Origin of the sequence: uncultured Capnocytophaga sp., from assembly GCF_963525585.1 — a bacterium.
In the GTDB taxonomy this organism is placed as follows: Bacteria; Bacteroidota; Bacteroidia; order Flavobacteriales; family Flavobacteriaceae; genus Capnocytophaga.
Genome location: NZ_CAURLX010000023.1, coordinates 16,349 through 34,798 on the forward strand (window position 1 = coordinate 16,349; position 18,450 = coordinate 34,798).

The following is an 18,450-nucleotide window of genomic DNA, read 5'->3' on the forward strand; positions in this document are numbered from 1 at the left end:
CTAGTTTTGTGCTTCAGCAAGCATTTTTTCCCCTGCTTCAATAACCTCTTCAATGGTTCCTTTAAGGTTGAAAGCTGCCTCTGGTAGGTGATCTAGCTCCCCATCAAGAATCATATTAAATCCTCGGATAGTATCCTTAATATCTACAAACACTCCTGGAATACCTGTAAATTGCTCTGCTACATGGAAAGGCTGAGAAAGGAAACGTTGTACCCTACGAGCACGTGCTACAGCAAGCTTGTCCTCTTCAGAAAGCTCTTCCATACCCAAGATAGCAATAATATCTTGTAATTCTTTATAATGTTGTAGTAATTTTTTAACTCTTTGAGCACATTCATAGTGTTCTTTTCCTAGAATTTCAGGAGTAAGAATACGAGAAGTAGAATCCAGAGGGTCAACAGCTGGATAAATACCCAACTCTGCTATCTTACGAGAAAGTACTGTAGTTGCATCGAGGTGAGCAAAAGTAGTTGCTGGTGCTGGGTCGGTAAGGTCATCGGCAGGTACGTATACCGCTTGTACAGATGTAATAGAACCTTTCTTAGTGGAAGTAATTCGCTCTTGCATAGCTCCCATCTCAGTAGCCAAAGTAGGTTGATATCCTACAGCAGAAGGCATACGTCCTAAAAGAGCTGATACCTCAGAACCTGCTTGAGTAAAACGGAAGATATTATCCACGAAGAAGAGTACATCTTTGCCTTCGCCATCTCCTGCTCCATCACGGAAATATTCTGCTACAGTAAGCCCTGAGAGCGCTACACGAGCACGAGCTCCAGGAGGTTCATTCATCTGACCAAATACGAATGTAGCCTTAGATTCTTTCAATGCATTTTTATCTACTTTGCTCAAATCCCAGCCTCCTTCTTCCATTGAGTGCATAAACTCATCTCCATACTTAATAATACCAGACTCAAGCATCTCACGTAGTAAGTCATTCCCCTCACGAGTACGTTCTCCTACCCCAGCAAATACAGAAAGTCCTCCGTGCCCTTTTGCAATGTTATTAATGAGCTCTTGGATAAGTACTGTCTTTCCTACTCCAGCACCTCCAAAAAGACCAATTTTTCCTCCTTTTGCATAAGGCTCAATGAGGTCAATTACTTTAATTCCCGTGAAAAGTACTTCTGTTACAGTAGATAAATCTTCAAACTTAGGAGCTTGACGGTGAATAGGAAGTCCATTTTGTCCATCCTTAGGAAGATTTCCTAATCCATCTATCCCATCTCCTATTACATTGAACAAACGTCCGAAAACCTCTTGACCAATAGGCATTTGTATAGGTCTTCCTGTTGCAATCACTTCCATTCCTCGGCTAAGTCCTTCTGTAGCATCCATTGAGATAGCACGAACAGTGTCTTCTCCAATATGAGATTGCACCTCCAAAATTAAGGTATGCCCATCCTTATTTGTAATTTCTAATGAATCATAAATTTTAGGCATTTCCTTTTCTGAAGGAAACATAACATCCACCACAGGACCAATTACCTGTGCTATTTTACCTTTGTATTGAGCCATATTTTTTATTTAAAATGACATTAAATTTTGACGGCAAAGATATTCATTTTCTTTGAATTCACCAAAAATATTCCTCCCTATTTTTAAATAATCTTTATTGCAAACTGTATTTATATGAAAATCAATTAAGTGTATAATATACACAAAAAAAACTTGCACAGATAAAAAAAAAGAAGTACTTTTGCGCCCGTTAATAATTTGAGGTCGAGAACCTCTTAAAATGTCTTATATTTATGCCTGTAAAAATTAGATTACAAAGACACGGAAAAAAAGGGAAACCTTTTTATTGGGTAGTAGCTGCTGACGTACGCGCTCCTCGTGATGGTAAGTTCCTTGAAAAATTAGGTACTTATAACCCTACTAGTAATCCTGCTCAAATAGAGCTAGATATTGATGGAGCTATTAAGTGGCTTCAGTTTGGTGCCCAGCCTACTGAAACAGCTCGTCGTATCCTTTCTTATAAAGGAGTACTATTAAAGTATCATCTACAAGGAGGAGTAAAAAAAGGAGCTCTTACTCAAGAACAAGCTGATGCTAAATTTGCGGCTTGGTTAGCTGAAAAAGAACAAAAAATTAATGCTAAGAAAGAAGCCCTACAAAAAGGAAAAGCTACTGCTAAGCAAGAAAGTGTAAAAGCTGAGCAAGCTTACAATCAGAAAAGAAAAGAAGCTATTGTAGCTAAAGCACAAGCTACAGAGTCTCCAGCTGAAGCTTCAGGAGAGGCTAATGAAACAGAAGCTTAATGAGGAAAGAGGATTGCTTCTTTGTAGGAACAATTATCTCCAAATTTAGTTTTAAAGGAGAGCTCCTTGTCAAGCCTGACACGGATGACATTTCTCTGTTTGAAAATATGGAATCAGTTTTTGTCGAATTAGGCAAGGAACTGGTTCCTTTTTTCATAGAAAAGTGTAACATTCACAAGTCTAACCTTCTAAGAATCAAGTTTGAAGAAGTAGATACTGAAAAAGATGCAGAGAGCTTACTAAAGCATTCTCTTTATTTACCTCTAACTCTGTTACCTAGATTATCTGGAAATAAATTCTACTATCACGAAGTAATTGGCTTTGAGGTATTTGATGTAAATTATGGTTATATTGGTACAATTAGCGGTATTAATGATGCTTCTTCACAACCTATTTTTGAAATCCACTATCAGGGAAAAGAAATACTTATCCCTCTCCATGATGATTTTCTCAAAGAAGTAAATCGTAAGGAGAAAAAAATTATTGTAGCAACTCCTGATGGGCTTATTGACCTCTACTTAGAACTATAAATTCCTAATGAAGAAATTCCATTTTTCCATTATAAGTTGTCTTATATTTTTTCTAATAGCTTGTAATACTACAAAGAAAAGCTATTCAAATACTACAAAAAATGAAAAATTAGTAACCATTGCTTCCTACTATCATCAGAAGTTCAATGGGCGGAAAACTGCAAGTGGAGAACTTTTCAGTAATAATAAGCTTACTGCTGCTCATCGTACATATCCTTTTGGCACCTTACTGAAAGTGACTAATGTTATAAATGGAAAATCTGTTATAGTTAAGGTTAATGACAGAGGTCCTTTTGTAAAAGGAAAAGGATTAGACCTATCCAGAAAAGCTTTTATGGAAATCACTGATAATACTAACAAAGGTAACTTAGAGGTAACTATTGAAGTTATAAAATAAATGAATTCTTTGTTATTCTCTATCACTTCAATTCTCATTAAGAAAAATATTATTGTAGCCTGTTCTGTTACCTCATTAGCAATAAGTACTCTATACATATCAAAACTTTCTATAGTATTCCCTCCATTATTCTGTCTTTTTGGAGGTACAGTTCTATCTTACTCTTTGGCAAAAAATAGAAAACTAAATATTTTTTCATCATTACACCTATGTTGCCTGTTATTTGTTGTTTATGGCCTTTTCAAATTATCTTCTTGGGGGCAACTAATTATTCTATCTTCAGGATTTCTCACTTATACTTATGTATTTCCTTTTGCAAGAAAGAATCTGCGTAGTATTCCTTTTATCAAAATTGGAATTGTATCTATTTGTTGGGTAATGGGGACTGTTTTTCTTCCTCTTTCTATATATGATTTTAGTTTTCCTTTTGATATTCAACTAATTTCTCTACAATATTTTCTATGGATATGTGTACTTATTCTACCATTTGATATTCGTGATAAAGCCTCTGACACCATTTTTTTAAGAACAATTCCTAATACTTTGGGAGTTAAAAAAACCAAATTGGTAGGCATCATAGCTATGTTTTTATTTATTTTTATTGCTTTTTTTTATTCTAATATTCATCTGTTTTGGATACAAAGTATTATTGCTCTAATTACTATTTTATTTTTAATTTTTGCTAAGGAGAAACAATCTCCTTTTTACAGTGCTCTTTTCGTAGAATCTACTCCTATTATTTATCTAATTTTATTATACTTGTTTTATTAATAAAATAATTTGAAAATAATAATATTATTTCATAACTTTGTAGCAAATAATCTAGTAAAAAATGGAACAAAATCAACAAAAGAAAAATTATCTACTCCCTATTGTAATGATGTTTGCACTATTCTTTATGATAGCTTTCGTTACCAACTTACAGAGTCCTATGGGAGTAATCGTAAAGAGTCAATTTGGAGCCAGTAACTTTCAGGCACAACTCGGAACATTAGCCAACTTTATAGCGTATGCTTTTATGGGAATCCCTGCTGGACAGATGCTACAACGAATAGGTTACAAGAAAACCGCTCTGACCGCTGTAACAGTAGGATTTGTAGGGGTGTGTATCATTTTCCTATCGGGAGCTATGGAGAGTTTTGCCATATATCTCACAGGTGCGTTTGTAGCAGGTTTTTCTATGTGTATGCTCAATGTTGTAGTGAATCCTATGCTTAACACCTTGGGAGGGGAAGGCAAAAGAGGTAATCAATTGTTACAGTTTGGAGGTGCCCTTAACTCAATGGGAGGTACCATTGTACCTGTTTTTGTAGGGTATTTAATAGGAGAAAATATAGAGAAAGCCTCTATAGACAAAGCTAATCCAGCCCTATACTTAGCGATGGGAACTTTTGCGGTAGTTTTTATAGTACTTTCTCTTATGCAAATCCCTGAACCTCATATTGTAAAAAAATTAGAAGATAACAAAGAGGATTCTCATAGCGCTCTGTCCTTCAGACACTTTGTCTTTGGAATTATTGCTATTTTTGTGTATGTAGGAGTAGAAGTAGGTATTCCTGGGATAGAAAACTATTTTATGACTACAAAAGTAGAAAAAGGAGGTTTGGGAATTAATGCTACTATAGCAGGTTCTGTAGTGGGTACTTATTGGTTTTTGATGTTCATTGGTAGATTTGTAGGAGGGGCTTTAGGAGCTAAATTCTCCAGCAAGGCAATGCTCTCTTTTGTGGCTTCATTAGGGTTATTTTTTGTGCTCTTAGCCATATTTCTTCCAACAGATTTATTGATAAATATGCCTGTTTTTAACAAAGATATCTCCTTTGGATTGGCACAGGTACCTATTAGTGTTATGTTCCTGACCCTTTGTGGACTTTGTACTTCAGTGATGTGGGGTGGCATCTTTAACTTAGCCACAGAAGGTTTAGGCAAATATACCGCAGCTGCTTCGGGTATTTTTATGGTTATGGTATGTGGAGGAGGTATTCTCTCCACCCTTCAGAGCTATATAGCCGATATTTTTGGCTATATACAAAGCTATTGGGTAGTTATCCTAGGTTTAGTTTATATTCTATATTATGCGCTCATAGGTAGTAAGAATGTAAATACAGATATTAATGTATCCTAAAAAATATCATATCAGTTGGTGTCCTATTTGTAATCAAGGATGGGTGAATATTGTGAAAGATTACACAACAAAGGAATTTTATTTCTGCTGTGAAGAATGTGAAAGTGAATGGAACATACTAGAAATCATCAGCCCTTCTAATGTTTTACCTTTCAATTCTCTTCATCGATATGAATACCCAACAGAGGAAGAGGTTATAAATCTACTCTCTAAAATACCTACTCTTTAATAACATACAAAATAAATGAAAACACGTATTACTGAATTATTTGGTATAGAATATCCTATCATTCAAGGAGGAATGATTTGGGCGAGTCAGTGGCAATTAGTAACAGCTGTAAGTAATGCAGGAGGTTTAGGCTTACTCGGATCAGGATCGATGAATTCTGAGGAATTGCGTGCTCAAATACAACAATGCAAGAAGCATACTACAAAACCCTTTGGGGTGAATGTACCTATTATGTATGAAAATAGTGCTCGTACAATAGAAGTAATCATAGAAGAAAAGGTGCCTATTGTATTCACCTCTGCAGGTAATCCAGCTACCTATACAGAAATTTTGAAAAAGGAAGGCATAAAGGTAGCACATGTGGTTAGCAGTAGTAAGTTTGCTCTAAAAGCAGAAATTGCAGGTGTAGATGCTGTAGTGGCTGAAGGTTTTGAGGCTGGAGGGCATAATGGTCGAGAAGAAACTACCTCTTTGGTGCTTATCCCTCAAGTATGTAGTGTGGTAAAAATCCCTGTCATCGCAGCAGGAGGAATAGCTACAGGGAAAGCGATGTATGCTACAATGGCACTTGGTGCCGAGGGAATCCAAATGGGAAGCCGATTTATTGCTACAGAAGAAGCTACTGTCCATCCTGCATTCAAGCAGGAAGTTCTAAAAGCCAAAGAAGGAGATACTATTTTGACTTTAAAGGAATTGTCTCCAGTTCGATTACTAAAAAATAAATTCTATGAGCAAATAGATGCTTTTTACAAGAAGCAAAAAGCTACCAGTGAAAATCTTAAAAAATTATTAGGAAAAGGACGAACAAAAATGGGAATGTATGAAGGGAATCTTGACGAGGGCGAATTAGAAATTGGACAAGTAAGTAGCTTGATTTCAGAAATTAAAGATGTCAAAAGTGTCTTTCAAGAAATTATAGATGAATTCTATCAGACAAAATTAAAAATGAATGAATTACAATAAAAACACAATGAAAAGTTAAAAATAATTGTATGTTATAGAAAAATTGTAATTTTACCTTTTATAAACTAAAGTAATTTGTATGGAAAATACTTATGCGGGAATACCTGCTGAAAATGCCACTTATGAAAACTCAAGAGTCGTACTTGTAACTGTTCCCTATGATGGAACTTCTACTTGGGGAAAGGGGGCTGATAAAGGTCCTGAACTATTCTTAGACGCTTCTGAAAATATGGAACTGTATGACATAGAAACTGATTCAGAACCTTACTTACAAGGAGTATATAAAGCAGGAGAAGTTACCGAGAAAAACTCTCCTGAACGAATGGTTGAAGAGGTATATAAAAAAACAAAAGAACTCATAAAGGATAGAAATAAGCTCTTCACACTTATTGGAGGGGAACACTCTGTTTCTATTGGTTCTATACGTGCTGTAGGAGAAGAATATCGTAATCTTACTGTATTACAATTAGATGCGCATACAGACCTTAGACCTGAATTTCACGGATCAAAGAACAATCACGCTTGCGCCGTTTTTGAAGCAAATCAGAAACACAAACTTGTACAAGTAGGTATTCGTTCTATGGATATTGAGGAAAAACAATATCTTCCTTACAAAAGGGTCTTTTTCGCACACAAAATTGCTAAGAATCCTCATTGGATAGAAGATGTTCTGGATAAAGTGTCTGGAGATGTATATATCACTATTGATTTAGATGCATTTGACCCCTCAATAGCTCCATCTACAGGAACTCCTGAACCTGGTGGACTAGAATGGTACCCTACTTTAAAACTATTGAGAAAAGTATTTAAGAAATGTAATGTGGTTGCTTTTGATATTGTGGAACTTATGGATAGTCCCAATGCCAAACCTACTGCTTTTCTGGCTGCAAAACTCTATTACAAGATGCTTGCTTATTACTTCAAATACAAAGGTAAAAGTGACAAAAAGAAGAAATAATTTTTAACATTATTTTTATTACAAACTAATTTATACGACTTTGTTTAGAATAAACACTTACAAAGTCGTATTTTTTCTCTAAAATTCTATTTATTATGTTTTTAGAACGCATTATTGATGATTTTTTTGATAATTATAGTAACTTCCCTAGTGAAAATATTATTTTTGTAACTCCTTTTAGAAGAACTTCTCTTTTTCTGAAGAAAATCTATACTCAAAACATCAATAAAGCCTCTCTCCTACCTGAATTTATCACTTTAGATAATCTTTTAGAGCGTATTTCTGGAATAAAAAAGCTATCTGATATACAAGGTTTATTCGAATTATATAATGTATATAAAGAGAATAATACAGGTGATATAGATGATTTTGATAAGTTTATAGGATGGGGAAAATTATTATGGAAAGATTTCAATGACATTGACTATTATCTTATTGCCGAAAAAGATATTTTTCCATATATGGAGGCTATCAAGGAGGCTGAACATTGGTCTTTAGGGGAAGAGCTTACAGAAATACAACAAAAACACTTAGATTTCTGGCGTAGCTTAGGTACTTATTATACAAAACTAAAAGATAGAATGCTAGAGCTAAAACAAGGCTATCAAGGATTCATAGCCCGTAAAGCTGTAGAAAAAAAAGAAGATTATTTGGAAGAAAATTCTGACAAACTATATCTTTTTGTAGGATTTAATTCACTTACAAAGTCTGAAGGGAACATTATTCAGTACTTTTTAGAAGAAAAAAGGGCTGATATTTACTGGGATATAGAGAATCCTTTCCTAAAAAATGAACATAGCGCTGGTTTTTTTATCAAAAACTATTTAAACCGGTGGAAATATTATTCAAATACCCCAAAAATAACTCCAAAATGGATAAATGAAGATAAAAATAATCCCATTATCAAAATATATGGAACTCCCAAGCATATTAACCAAGTTCATCTACTTACTAATATATTAGAGAAAATTCCTACTAATGAACTAGAAAAAACAGCTATCGTTCTAAGTGATAGTGATATGCTTCTTCCTCTATTGCAAGCTATTGACACTCATAAGCTTCCTATCAATATTACTATGGGATACCCCTTACAACAAACTCCTATACACGATTTATTCTTATCTTTCTTCAAATTATATATCTCTGGAAAATGGTACCATAAAGAAGTAAAATCCTTACTTCTGCAACCATTTTTAAGCAATTTATTCTCTGAGAAGTATAAAAAACAAACTATCACTTTTATTAATGAGCATAATCTGATTTATATCTCAAAGGAGCACCTTAAAAAATATGCGACCGATTCCGATAAAGCTCTTATAGACCTACTTTTTAGTCACTCAGCTAATAGTTCTGTAAAAGATTTGATTGAAAATGTGATAGAACTACTCTTTTACATCAAAGATTTATTAGAAAAAGAAAATGAATTAAACCGGTTAAATCTGGAATATTTATATAATTTCTACGAACTTTTTAATCAAATCCGTTACTTACAAGAAAAATTTGGATTTATCCAAGATCCCAAATCTCTATACTATATATACAATGATTTACTAGCAAAACAAAAACTAAACTTCCGAGGAGAACCTTTGGAGGGATTACAAATAATGGGAATTCTGGAAGCCCAAAATATCCATTTCGAGAACATATTCCTCACTTCCTTAAATGAAGGTATTTTTCCCAAAGGAAAAAGCACTAATTCTATGATTCCTTTCGATGTTAGGAAAAATCTAGAACTTCCAACTTACAAAGAAGAAGATTATGCTTATTCGTATTATTTTTATAGAATTTTAGAGCACTCCAATAAGGCTTTCCTGTTCTATAATACTGATACTACTGATAATTTGAAAGGAAATGAAAAAAGTAGGTTTATTTTACAATTAATTGCTGATTATAATGTAAATCCTACTATATTATCTCCCCAAGTATTAATTTCTGAGAAAAAATCTATTGAAATTTCTAAAAATAATGCAATTATCCAGAAATTAACTAATATTGCTACAGGAGAAGATCCAGTTCATAAGAGAGGGTTTTCTTCTTCTGCTCTTACTAGCTATATCCTGAACCCTATTTCTTTCTATCAACAACAAATATTGGACTTCAGAGATGAAAAAGAAGTGGAAGAAATTATAGAATTACGCACTTTTGGTGATATTATCCATAAAATATTAGAAAAACTCTATACACCTTATATAGGAAAGATACTTTTGCCTGAGAATATAGCAGAAATGAAGGAGAAAGTACATTCTCTTACCGAAGAAACTTTCATATATTATCAAAAAAATAACGATATCACAGGAAAGAATATATTTATCCTAAAAACTATAGAGGAATATATCTATAAATTCCTATCACTAGATGAGAAGAAAGTAAGTAAGGAAAAAGTAGAAATTCTTTATTTAGAAACAAAAATATTAGTAGATATACAATATGAAGAATTCAAGCATCCTTTCCGCTTTAATGGAACTATTGACCGTATAGAAAAGCGAAATAATACGATTCATATTGTTGATTATAAAACAGGAAAAGTGTATCCCAGTCAGGTAACTTTATTGGATGAACAATGGGATTTTTTGATTTCTGATTTTAAATATTCAAAGGCTTTTCAGCTACTTATGTATGCTTATTTGCTAAAAAAATCAGGAATAATTAGTAATGAAAGCATCATTTATGCAGGAAATTATTCTTTTAAAAATCTAAAAAATGATTTCTTATATTTCAAAACAGACAAAAAAGAAATATGTAACATCACAGATGATATTCTTAAGAAATTCGAATCAAAACTTATTGAATTGCTAACCGAAATCTATGATATCACAATCCCTTTTAGAGAAAAAGAATAGGTGAATAATTATTTACATTTGTATTTGTATTTATATATTTTTCCTATATTTGCACCCTCTAAAATATTGTAGCAATGGCTCCTAAAAAGATTGTTTTTTTTATGATAAGCATATTAACTGTACTTCTGTGTCTTTCTTTTTTTAGTCAAGAATATACTGATGAAGAAAATGAAGTCATTCATGGAGTAAAAATAGGAGGTCTCCAAATAAAATACCCCACTCTGAAAGATATTTTTTCTCATCAAGAGCCGATTAAGAATGATAAGGCTATGGCTATTATTCAAGGGAAAGAACCTATTGAAAATATAAAAAAAGATACTCTAAGTTCACTCTCTGTTGCCAGCAATACACATAACTTCATCTTTCCTGAAAATATAAAAGATTTAAGAGATTCCATAGGAAATTTCCTTAAAAAAGGGAATCTTTCTCTTGTAAGTAATGTAGAAGGACAAATATATTACCCTGCTCCTGCTGAGGATTTCGTTAAAAAATTACACGATAAACTAAGCCAACGCAGCTGTAGAATCCTTCACTATGGAGATTCCAAAATAGAGGGAGATCGTATTACAGCCTATCTTAGAAACGGTCTGCAGATACTTTACGGAGGAACAGGTCCTGGGTATTTCCCGATAAAAACACCTTATGGACAACGCAGTATCGTTATACAGACATCTGGTAATTGGTATAGGTATGCTCTTTTCAATGCTGAACAGAGAAAAAATAAAGACCTATTGCCTGATAATCAGTATGGCCTTTATGCCAATGTATGTCGCTTTACCCCTGCACGAGGAGGAGATAACTCTCTCAAAACAGCTTCTTTTACTATTAGTCCTTCTCACTCTTATTATAATAGCTTAAGCCAATATAACGAACTTTCATTACATTATGGAAATTGTACTACACCTACAATTATCACTATATATGAAAATAATGTAGAAATAAAAAAAGATACACTACAAGCAGATGGGAAATATCATCGCTATAAGCTAACTTTTTCAGAAACTCCTAAAAAACTTAAAATACAGTTTTCAGGAACTAAAAGCCCTGATTTTTATGGAGTTACTGTAGGAAGCTCTCAAGGAGTACAAGCTGATAATATACCTACTCGTGGTGACTCTGGATTTCACTTCACTCGATTACAGAACTCCTTTGATGCAATGAGCCAGGAACTTAAGCCTGATATTATCATCTTTCAATTTGGAGGAAACTTAATTCCTTACTTATCTAAAAATAAAGTAGCTTCAAGCGTTAAAAGAATTATAACCAATATGCAGTGGGTTCAAAAAAGAAATCCTAATGCTTTATTCCTATTAATAGGCCCCAGCGATATGCTCCGCAGAAGTACTAAAACCTCCTATGATGTCATCCCTTCTCTTGTGGAAGAAATGAAATCACAAGCTCTTGAGAATGGTTTTGCTTTCTGGAGTATGTATGAAGCAATGGGAGGCAAGAACTCTATGCGGATATGGTACGAAAATAAAATGGGTGCTGGTGATTTAGTTCATTTTTCTGACAAAGGAACAGAACGTATTTCAGAGCTTTTATTTCAAAACCTAGTGGAGGACTTACTCTCAGTACAACCCGTTGAGATGTATAAAAAATAGTTCTTAAAAACTACCAAACCATCCTTCTCGATCAAGGCTTCGGTACTGTATTGCTTCTCCTATGTGGTAATCCTTTATAGCTTCGCTTCCTTCAAGGTCTGCTATGGTACGTGCTACCTTTAGAATACGATCATAAGCTCGTGCTGAAAGGTTTAGCTTTTCCATAGCTTTTTTAAGTATTGCCAACGAAAGTGTATCTATTGTACAATATTTTCTTATTAATTGTGTACTCATTTGAGCATTATAGTGAATATGCTCATAGGAAGAGAATCGCTCCGTCTGTATTTGCCTTGCTTGAATAACTCGCTGACGGATTATTGTGCTACTCTCGGCTCTTTCTTCTTGAGAAAGTTTTTCAAAAGGGACTGGATTTACCTCTATATGAATATCTATCCTATCAAGCAAAGGTCCTGATATCTTCCCTAAATAACGTTGCATCTCCGCAGGAGAACTTACCATAGGTGCATCAGGGTCATTAAAGTAACCACTAGGAGACGGATTCATACTAGCCACCAGCATAAAAGAAGCTGGATAAGTAATGGAGAATTTAGCCCTTGATATAGTAACTTCTCTATCTTCTAATGGCTGACGCATTACCTCTAATACACTACGCTTAAACTCAGGAAGTTCATCTAAGAAAAGAACACCATTATGTGCCAAAGAAATTTCCCCTGGCTGAGGATAGCTACCCCCTCCTACCAAGGCAACATCTGAAATGGTATGATGAGGACTGCGAAAAGGACGCTGGCTGATAAGCCCATTATCTTTTACCCTACCTACTACACTATGAATCTTTGTTGTCTCCAAAGCCTCCTGCAGAGTCATTGGAGGAAGGATTCCTGACAAACGCTTGGCAAGCATTGTTTTTCCTGAACCAGGAGGGCCTATGAGAATAACATTATGACCTCCTGCGGCGGCAATTTCCATACATCGTTTTACAGTCTCCTGTCCTTTTACATCTGCAAAATCATATTCTGGAGTTTCTACGTGCTTGAAAAACTCTTCTCTGGTATTAATCTCCACTCGCTCTAAGGTATCTTCTCCATTAAGGAAATCTATCACCTGTTTTATATTTTCGGCTCCATATACTTCCAAGTTATTTACTATAGCTGCTTCTTTAGCATTTTGCTTAGGGAGAATAAACCCCTTAAAACCTTCCTTTCTGGCTTGAATAGCTATAGGTAAGGCACCTTTAATAGGTAATAGGCTTCCATCCAAGGATAATTCTCCCATAATGATATATTTTTCTATATCTTCACAGTGAATCTGCCCGTTAGCAGCCAAAATACCTATAGCAAAGCTCAAATCATATGCAGAACCTTCCTTTCGCATATCAGCAGGAGCCATATTGATTGTGATTTTCTTACCTGGTATTTTATAGTGATTGTTCTGTAGAGCTGCTTCTATACGGAAATTACTTTCCTTAATAGCATTGTCAGGCAATCCTACCAAGTGATAACCTACTCCTTTATCTATATTCACTTCTATAGTAATAGTAATTGCTTCTACTCCATAAACAGCACTTCCATATATTTTTACTAACATTCTTTGTTCTAATTTTTTATCGGAAGACAAATGTACAAAAAAATAATGAATTTTTGGATTAAAATCTTTTTTATCCCCTAATAGTTGTTATATCCTTATTTTTTACTACTTTTGCTCTCAATTCAGAATCCATACTATGCAGAGTATTTTCACTTATTGTCCTCATTGTGGAAGTAAAGATATTGAGTTTCCTAACCTTGTGCGTTTTCTATGTCATCAATGTGGTTTTACTTACTATCATAATATAGCAGCCGCTGTAGCTGTCATTTTCAGAAAAAAAGATCAAATTCTTTTTACTGTCCGCAATATAGACCCCGACAAGGGAAAACTTGACCTTCCAGGAGGCTTTATTGACCCTGATGAGAATGCCGAAAGTGCCGTCTGCCGTGAAGTAAATGAAGAATTAGGGATTCATATAGAACCTCAACAATTAAGATATATCACTACTCATCCCAATAATTATTTGTACAAAGATATTCCCTATCGTACTATGGATATTTTCTATGAATGCGACTTGGATATTCCTGTTTCTGTGAGAGCTCAGGACGAAATTAAATCCCTACAATGGATTCCTATTTCAGAAATAGACCTTAATAAGATAGGATTCATTTCTGTAAAAACAGTTATTGAAAAATACTATTTAAATAATGAAATTTAATTCAAGATATTTCCTCATCACTCTTATTATATTACTGATAGAAGTAGCTATTGCCACAGTATTGCAAAAAATCTCTTTTGTTCGTGCTTATTTAGGTGATATTCTTGTCATAATCCTTATATATTGCTTCATCAGGACTTTTTTCCCTATAAAAAACAAAGAAAAACTCCTATTAGGAATCTTTTTCTTTGCTGTTTTCGTAGAAATTCTTCAATATTTTAAGCTGGCTACTTTCTTTGGAATGGGTAAAGGGACTATTGGCTATATACTACTTGGAAATTATTTTTCTTGGGAGGATATTCTTTGTTATGCCACAGGATGTTTTTTTGCTCTTATAGGTGATAAAAAATAAAATTATATGTATTTTTGCACTTTAAAAAAATCTATTAAACCTAATTATCTAGTTTTTATTGTTATAAAATGTTAGAACTTTTTAACACTCAGATAGAATCCCTATCCATCCATCAGATAGGAAATATGCAAAAAGGAGAACCTATTTTCCTTTCACAACAAGCCTATTCACTTAATGATCAGATTACAAGTATTTTAAAAGAATATTTCCTGAAGCCCTTCCGAGATAAGGAAGAAAACTATATGCATTTTGTTAATGAAACCTCATTGGAATTCAACGAAATGTTCGGTATTGCTTCAGAGATTTTCTCTAATCCTTCTACTATACATAATCATTCTCTCAGGATTGCCCAGCTTCTGTATGAGCAGTCCAACCATCCTCATATAAAATCAGGTGAATTATATGTTGCCTATCTCTCTCATATTACACTTGATAATGTGAAAGTGGAAGCAATTGGCATATTCAAATCAGAGATGAAGCAAAACTTCTTACAGTTTGAGCAATTTCAAAATCAGTTAGATATTCTCCTAGAAGAAGGTGTGAATGTTAATAAACTTGATAAGGGTTGTCTTATTTTTAATCTTAATGAAGAAGAAGGATACAAAATCCTTTCTGTGGATAGCAATCGATATGATACAAAGTATTGGACAGAACAATTCTTAGGAATTGATGCCCTTGCTGATGATGCTTTCTTTACCAAAAAATACCTGAAAATGTGTCAGGACTTTGCTAAAGAAGTAGTTCTCCCCACAGAAGGAAAACAAGAAGAAATTCTTTTTATGAATCGAGCTGTAAATCATTTTGCTAAGAATGATGAGTTTGAAGAAACGCATTTTCTGAATGAAGTATTAGGCGATAAAGTATTCAAAAAGGAATTTGCTCCAGAGGAAGATGAGGATGAACAATTCCCCAGAGAAGGTTATATAGACCTTATCCCTGAATTTAAAAATTTCAAAGAGAACAAAGGAAAAAAATATTACATTGAGGATGTATCTTCCTTTCCTATTGTAAATAAAGCTGTGTCCGATATGCGGAAAAAGATCAAAAATACGATTGAACTAGATACCAATATACAAATACAATTGGACTTTATCAATCCCGAATCTGCGGAAAAATTTGTGGAAAAAGGTTGGGATGAAGAACGTGGAATGTTCTATTATTTAATTTATTTTAACGAAGAGAAAAAAAGTTAATGAAAACACTACATTGGAAAGAAAAACTTAACAACTTGGGGAAAAATGGAACCCCTTGCTTCTTTATTATTGATTACAAAGGAACAAATGCTCATATTTTTCCTCTTTCAGAGATTCCTGAGGGAATTCAATTCTCCTTTTTAGAGACAAACCAAACTACTCCAGAGCCTATTTCTATAGAAAAATACCCTGTTGCTTATGAAAAATTCAAAAAATCTTTTGATTCTGTTTTTTCATATCTAGAAAATGGAGAGGTAGAATTGGTAAATCTTACTTTCCAGACTGAGATTTCTCCTGTATCTCTGAAAGAAGTCTATGAAAAAGCTAAAGCAAAATACAAAATCATTTATAATGATGAATGGGTATGTTTTTCTCCTGAAATATTCGTAAAAATAGAAGAAAATCAGATAAAAACCTACCCTATGAAAGGGACTATCAGTGCCTCCTTGCCCGATGCCGCTTCTATTTTATTGAATAATCAAAAGGAAATAGACGAACATCATAAGGTGGTGAACCTACTCTCTGATGATTTGGAAAAAGTCGCCACAGAAGTTCATACTACCAAGTTCCGATACATAGATGTTATTGAAAAATCCACAGGAAATCTGTTACAAACAAGCTCCGAAATAGTAGGTAACCTTCCTGAGAATTGGCAATCGCATCTGGGAGATATATTTTCCGACCTATTACCTGGAGGCTCTATTTCTGGAGCTCCGAAAGAGAAAACATTAAGTATTATTGAGCAAGCGGAAACTTATGACCGTGGTTTTTATACAGGAATAGCTGGAATATTTGATGGAAATTCTGTGGATAGTTGTGTCCTTATTCGCTTTATAGAACAAATTAACCAGAAGTTTTATTACAAAAGTGGGGCTGGTATCACGGCGAAAAGCAATCCACAAGATGAATATAATGAAATTATAGAAAAAATATATATTCCCAACTAATTTTATGAATAAAAGTGAGTTTATTGAAACTATAAAGCTCTCTAATGGAGAAGTTTTCCACTTAGAATATCATCAGAACCGCATAGATAATACCTTTTCACATTTTTTCCCCAGTGAAAAGGTGTTTTCTCTAAAAAATATTATAGGAAAACAATCCTTACCTGATGATGGAAAATATAAAATCCGATTTCTCTATAACTACAATCATTATTCTATAGAAATAATCCCTTATAAGGTAGCTACCATCAAATCAATTAGCTGTATAGATGTTGGCGATTTCGATTATTCATATAAGTTCTTGGATAGAACACATCTTAATCTTCTAAAAGATAAAGCCCATACCGAAGAAGTGATTTTCCTAAGAGATAAAAAGGTTACCGACGCTAGTTATGCCAACCTTATTTTCTTCGATGGAAGTCAGTGGCTTACCCCGACTACCTTTCTCCTTAATGGTACTTGCCGGCAACGTCTATTAAATGAAGGCAAAATAAGAGAAATGCCTATTTATGAAAAAGATATTGCCTCTTTTGAGTGCATTGGGCTTATCAATGCAATGCTTGATATAGGCGATTTATCACTTCCTATTTCAGTTTTTACGACTTCTTAAAGAATTCTTTCCAATCTCCTTAATAATTTATGACGGATATTAGCTTACAAGTACAAACACTTCCTGAAAATCCCGGGGTATATCAATTTTTTGATCATACAGATACTATTATATATGTAGGAAAAGCGAAAAATCTCAAAAAGCGCGTCTCTTCTTACTTCAATAAGGAGCACGATTCTCCCAAAACGCGTATTCTGGTAAGTAAAATCGTCCGAATAGAACATATCGTGGTGGCTACCGAGAATGATGCTCTATTACTCGAAAACAATCTAATAAAAAAATATCAGCCTCGCTATAACATTCTACTAAAAGATGGAAAAAGTTATCCCTGGATTTGTATTTCCAATGAACGGTTTCCCCGTGTGTTTTTTACTCGTAAAATGATTAAGGACGGAAGCACTTATTTTGGTCCTTACACCAACTTAAAGATTGTTCGCACCCTATTAGACCTGATTAAAGACCTTTATCCCCTGCGGAATTGCCGATTAGAATTATCTCAGCAGAATATTGACAATGGAAAGTTCAAAGTTTGCTTAGAGTATCACATTAAAAACTGCAAAGCTCCTTGTGAAGGATTACAATCCGAAGAAGACTATAATCACAATATCCAACAGATTAAGGAAATCCTCAAAGGTAACTTAAAGGAAGTTATTTCTCTTTTCAAAGAAGAAATGATTCAGCTTGCTCAAGACCTCCGCTTTGAAGAAGCTCAAGAGATTAAGGTAAAATTAGAACATTTGGAAAACTATCAAGCAAAATCTACCATCGTAAGTGCAAAAATCCACAATGTAGATGTGTTTTCTATTGTATCTGATGAAGAATATGCCTATATTAATTTCCTTCAGGTAGCTTATGGGGCTATCATTGGCGGACATACACTTGAAATAAAGAAAAAATTAGACGAAACAGATCAGGAACTTCTCGAATTAGGAATTTTAGAACTCAGAGAGCGTTTCCACTCTCAATCCAAAGAACTCATAGTTCCTTTTCCTATTACAGTTGATGCTTCTTTATCATTAAATATTCCCAAAGCAGGAGAAAAATTTCAATTATTACAGCTTTCAGAACGAAATGCTCAAGCATACCGGCAGGAGAAGTTCAAACAAGTAAAAATTCTAGATCCGGAACGACATACCAATCGATTATTGAGCCAAATGCAGAGAGATTTACACCTTTCTGTGCCTCCTGTACATATTGAATGCTTTGATAATTCTAATATTCAAGGGACTAATCCCGTTGCGGGT

Annotated in this window: 17 protein-coding genes; 15 read left to right on the forward strand and 2 right to left on the reverse strand. The window is 34.0% G+C overall.

What is annotated here, in order from left to right; genetic code table 11:
* Positions 1–1,515 (reverse strand): F0F1 ATP synthase subunit beta, encoded by a 1,515-nt coding sequence (atpD, locus tag RYK20_RS06675; RefSeq protein WP_297978692.1) that lies wholly within the window; start codon positions 1,513–1,515, stop codon positions 1–3.
* Positions 1,516–1,748: 233 nt separating this feature from the next.
* Between atpD and RYK20_RS06680 the strand changes: the two genes are divergently transcribed.
* The 9 genes from RYK20_RS06680 to RYK20_RS06720 all read left to right on the forward strand — a co-directional run bounded on the left by RYK20_RS06680 (position 1,749) and on the right by RYK20_RS06720 (position 11,904).
* The gene (locus RYK20_RS06680) at positions 1,749–2,258 is read left to right on the forward strand and encodes a 30S ribosomal protein S16 (RefSeq protein WP_311456991.1); all 510 of its coding nucleotides are present in this window, start codon (positions 1,749–1,751) and stop codon (positions 2,256–2,258) included.
* Entirely contained in the window at positions 2,258–2,788 is a 531-nt protein-coding gene (rimM, locus tag RYK20_RS06685) for a ribosome maturation factor RimM (protein WP_314894860.1), read from the forward strand. The genes RYK20_RS06680 and rimM overlap by 1 nt, the downstream gene beginning before the upstream one ends.
* Before the next feature lie 7 nt (positions 2,789–2,795).
* Positions 2,796–3,185, forward strand: a complete 390-nt coding sequence (locus RYK20_RS06690) for a septal ring lytic transglycosylase RlpA family protein (protein ID WP_314603507.1) — start codon at positions 2,796–2,798, stop codon at positions 3,183–3,185.
* Positions 3,186–4,017: 832 nt separating this feature from the next.
* Positions 4,018–5,310: an MFS transporter gene (locus tag RYK20_RS06695; RefSeq protein WP_314894861.1), complete on the forward strand. Its 1,293-nt coding sequence runs from the start codon at positions 4,018–4,020 to the stop codon at positions 5,308–5,310.
* Positions 5,300–5,539 (forward strand): hypothetical protein, encoded by a 240-nt coding sequence (locus RYK20_RS06700; protein WP_314894862.1) that lies wholly within the window; start codon positions 5,300–5,302, stop codon positions 5,537–5,539. Before RYK20_RS06695 ends, RYK20_RS06700 begins: the two co-directional genes overlap by 11 nt.
* Before the next feature lie 15 nt (positions 5,540–5,554).
* A complete protein-coding gene (locus RYK20_RS06705) occupies positions 5,555–6,502 on the forward strand; it encodes a nitronate monooxygenase (protein ID WP_314894863.1) in 948 nt (315 codons plus the stop codon).
* Positions 6,503–6,581: 79 nt separating this feature from the next.
* Complete coding sequence (gene speB / locus RYK20_RS06710; RefSeq protein WP_314894864.1) at positions 6,582–7,460, forward strand: agmatinase; 879 nt, start codon at positions 6,582–6,584, stop codon at positions 7,458–7,460.
* A 95-nt stretch (positions 7,461–7,555) separates the two neighbouring features.
* Positions 7,556–10,300, forward strand: a complete 2,745-nt coding sequence (locus tag RYK20_RS06715) for a PD-(D/E)XK nuclease family protein (protein WP_314894865.1) — start codon at positions 7,556–7,558, stop codon at positions 10,298–10,300.
* A gap of 101 nt (positions 10,301–10,401) precedes the next feature.
* Complete coding sequence (locus RYK20_RS06720) at positions 10,402–11,904, forward strand: lipase (RefSeq protein ID WP_314894866.1); 1,503 nt, start codon at positions 10,402–10,404, stop codon at positions 11,902–11,904.
* A 3-nt stretch (positions 11,905–11,907) separates the two neighbouring features.
* Here RYK20_RS06720 and RYK20_RS06725 read toward each other — a convergent pair whose 3' ends face one another.
* Positions 11,908–13,449, reverse strand: coding sequence for a YifB family Mg chelatase-like AAA ATPase (locus RYK20_RS06725; RefSeq protein WP_311456981.1), 1,542 nt, complete (start codon positions 13,447–13,449; stop codon positions 11,908–11,910).
* Between the two features lie 136 nt (positions 13,450–13,585).
* Here RYK20_RS06725 and RYK20_RS06730 point away from each other — a divergent pair, with 136 nt between their 5' ends.
* The 6 genes from RYK20_RS06730 to uvrC form a co-directional block, all read left to right on the forward strand.
* Positions 13,586–14,107 (forward strand): NUDIX domain-containing protein, encoded by a 522-nt coding sequence (locus tag RYK20_RS06730; protein WP_314894867.1) that lies wholly within the window; start codon positions 13,586–13,588, stop codon positions 14,105–14,107.
* Positions 14,097–14,459, forward strand: a complete 363-nt coding sequence (locus tag RYK20_RS06735; RefSeq protein WP_314894868.1) for a DUF2809 domain-containing protein — start codon at positions 14,097–14,099, stop codon at positions 14,457–14,459. Before RYK20_RS06730 ends, RYK20_RS06735 begins: the two co-directional genes overlap by 11 nt.
* 68 nt (positions 14,460–14,527) lie before the next feature.
* A complete protein-coding gene (locus RYK20_RS06740; RefSeq protein ID WP_314894869.1) occupies positions 14,528–15,652 on the forward strand; it encodes a nucleoid-associated protein in 1,125 nt (374 codons plus the stop codon).
* On the forward strand, positions 15,652–16,599 hold the full coding sequence (locus RYK20_RS06745) for an aminodeoxychorismate synthase component I (RefSeq protein WP_314894870.1): 948 nt from the start codon (positions 15,652–15,654) through the stop codon (positions 16,597–16,599). Before RYK20_RS06740 ends, RYK20_RS06745 begins: the two co-directional genes overlap by 1 nt.
* A gap of 4 nt (positions 16,600–16,603) precedes the next feature.
* A complete protein-coding gene (locus tag RYK20_RS06750) occupies positions 16,604–17,206 on the forward strand; it encodes an aminotransferase class IV (protein ID WP_311456976.1) in 603 nt (200 codons plus the stop codon).
* 29 nt (positions 17,207–17,235) lie between these two features.
* The coding region (gene uvrC / locus RYK20_RS06755; protein ID WP_314894871.1) for an excinuclease ABC subunit UvrC at positions 17,236–18,450 on the forward strand (1,215 nt) is incomplete at its 3' end.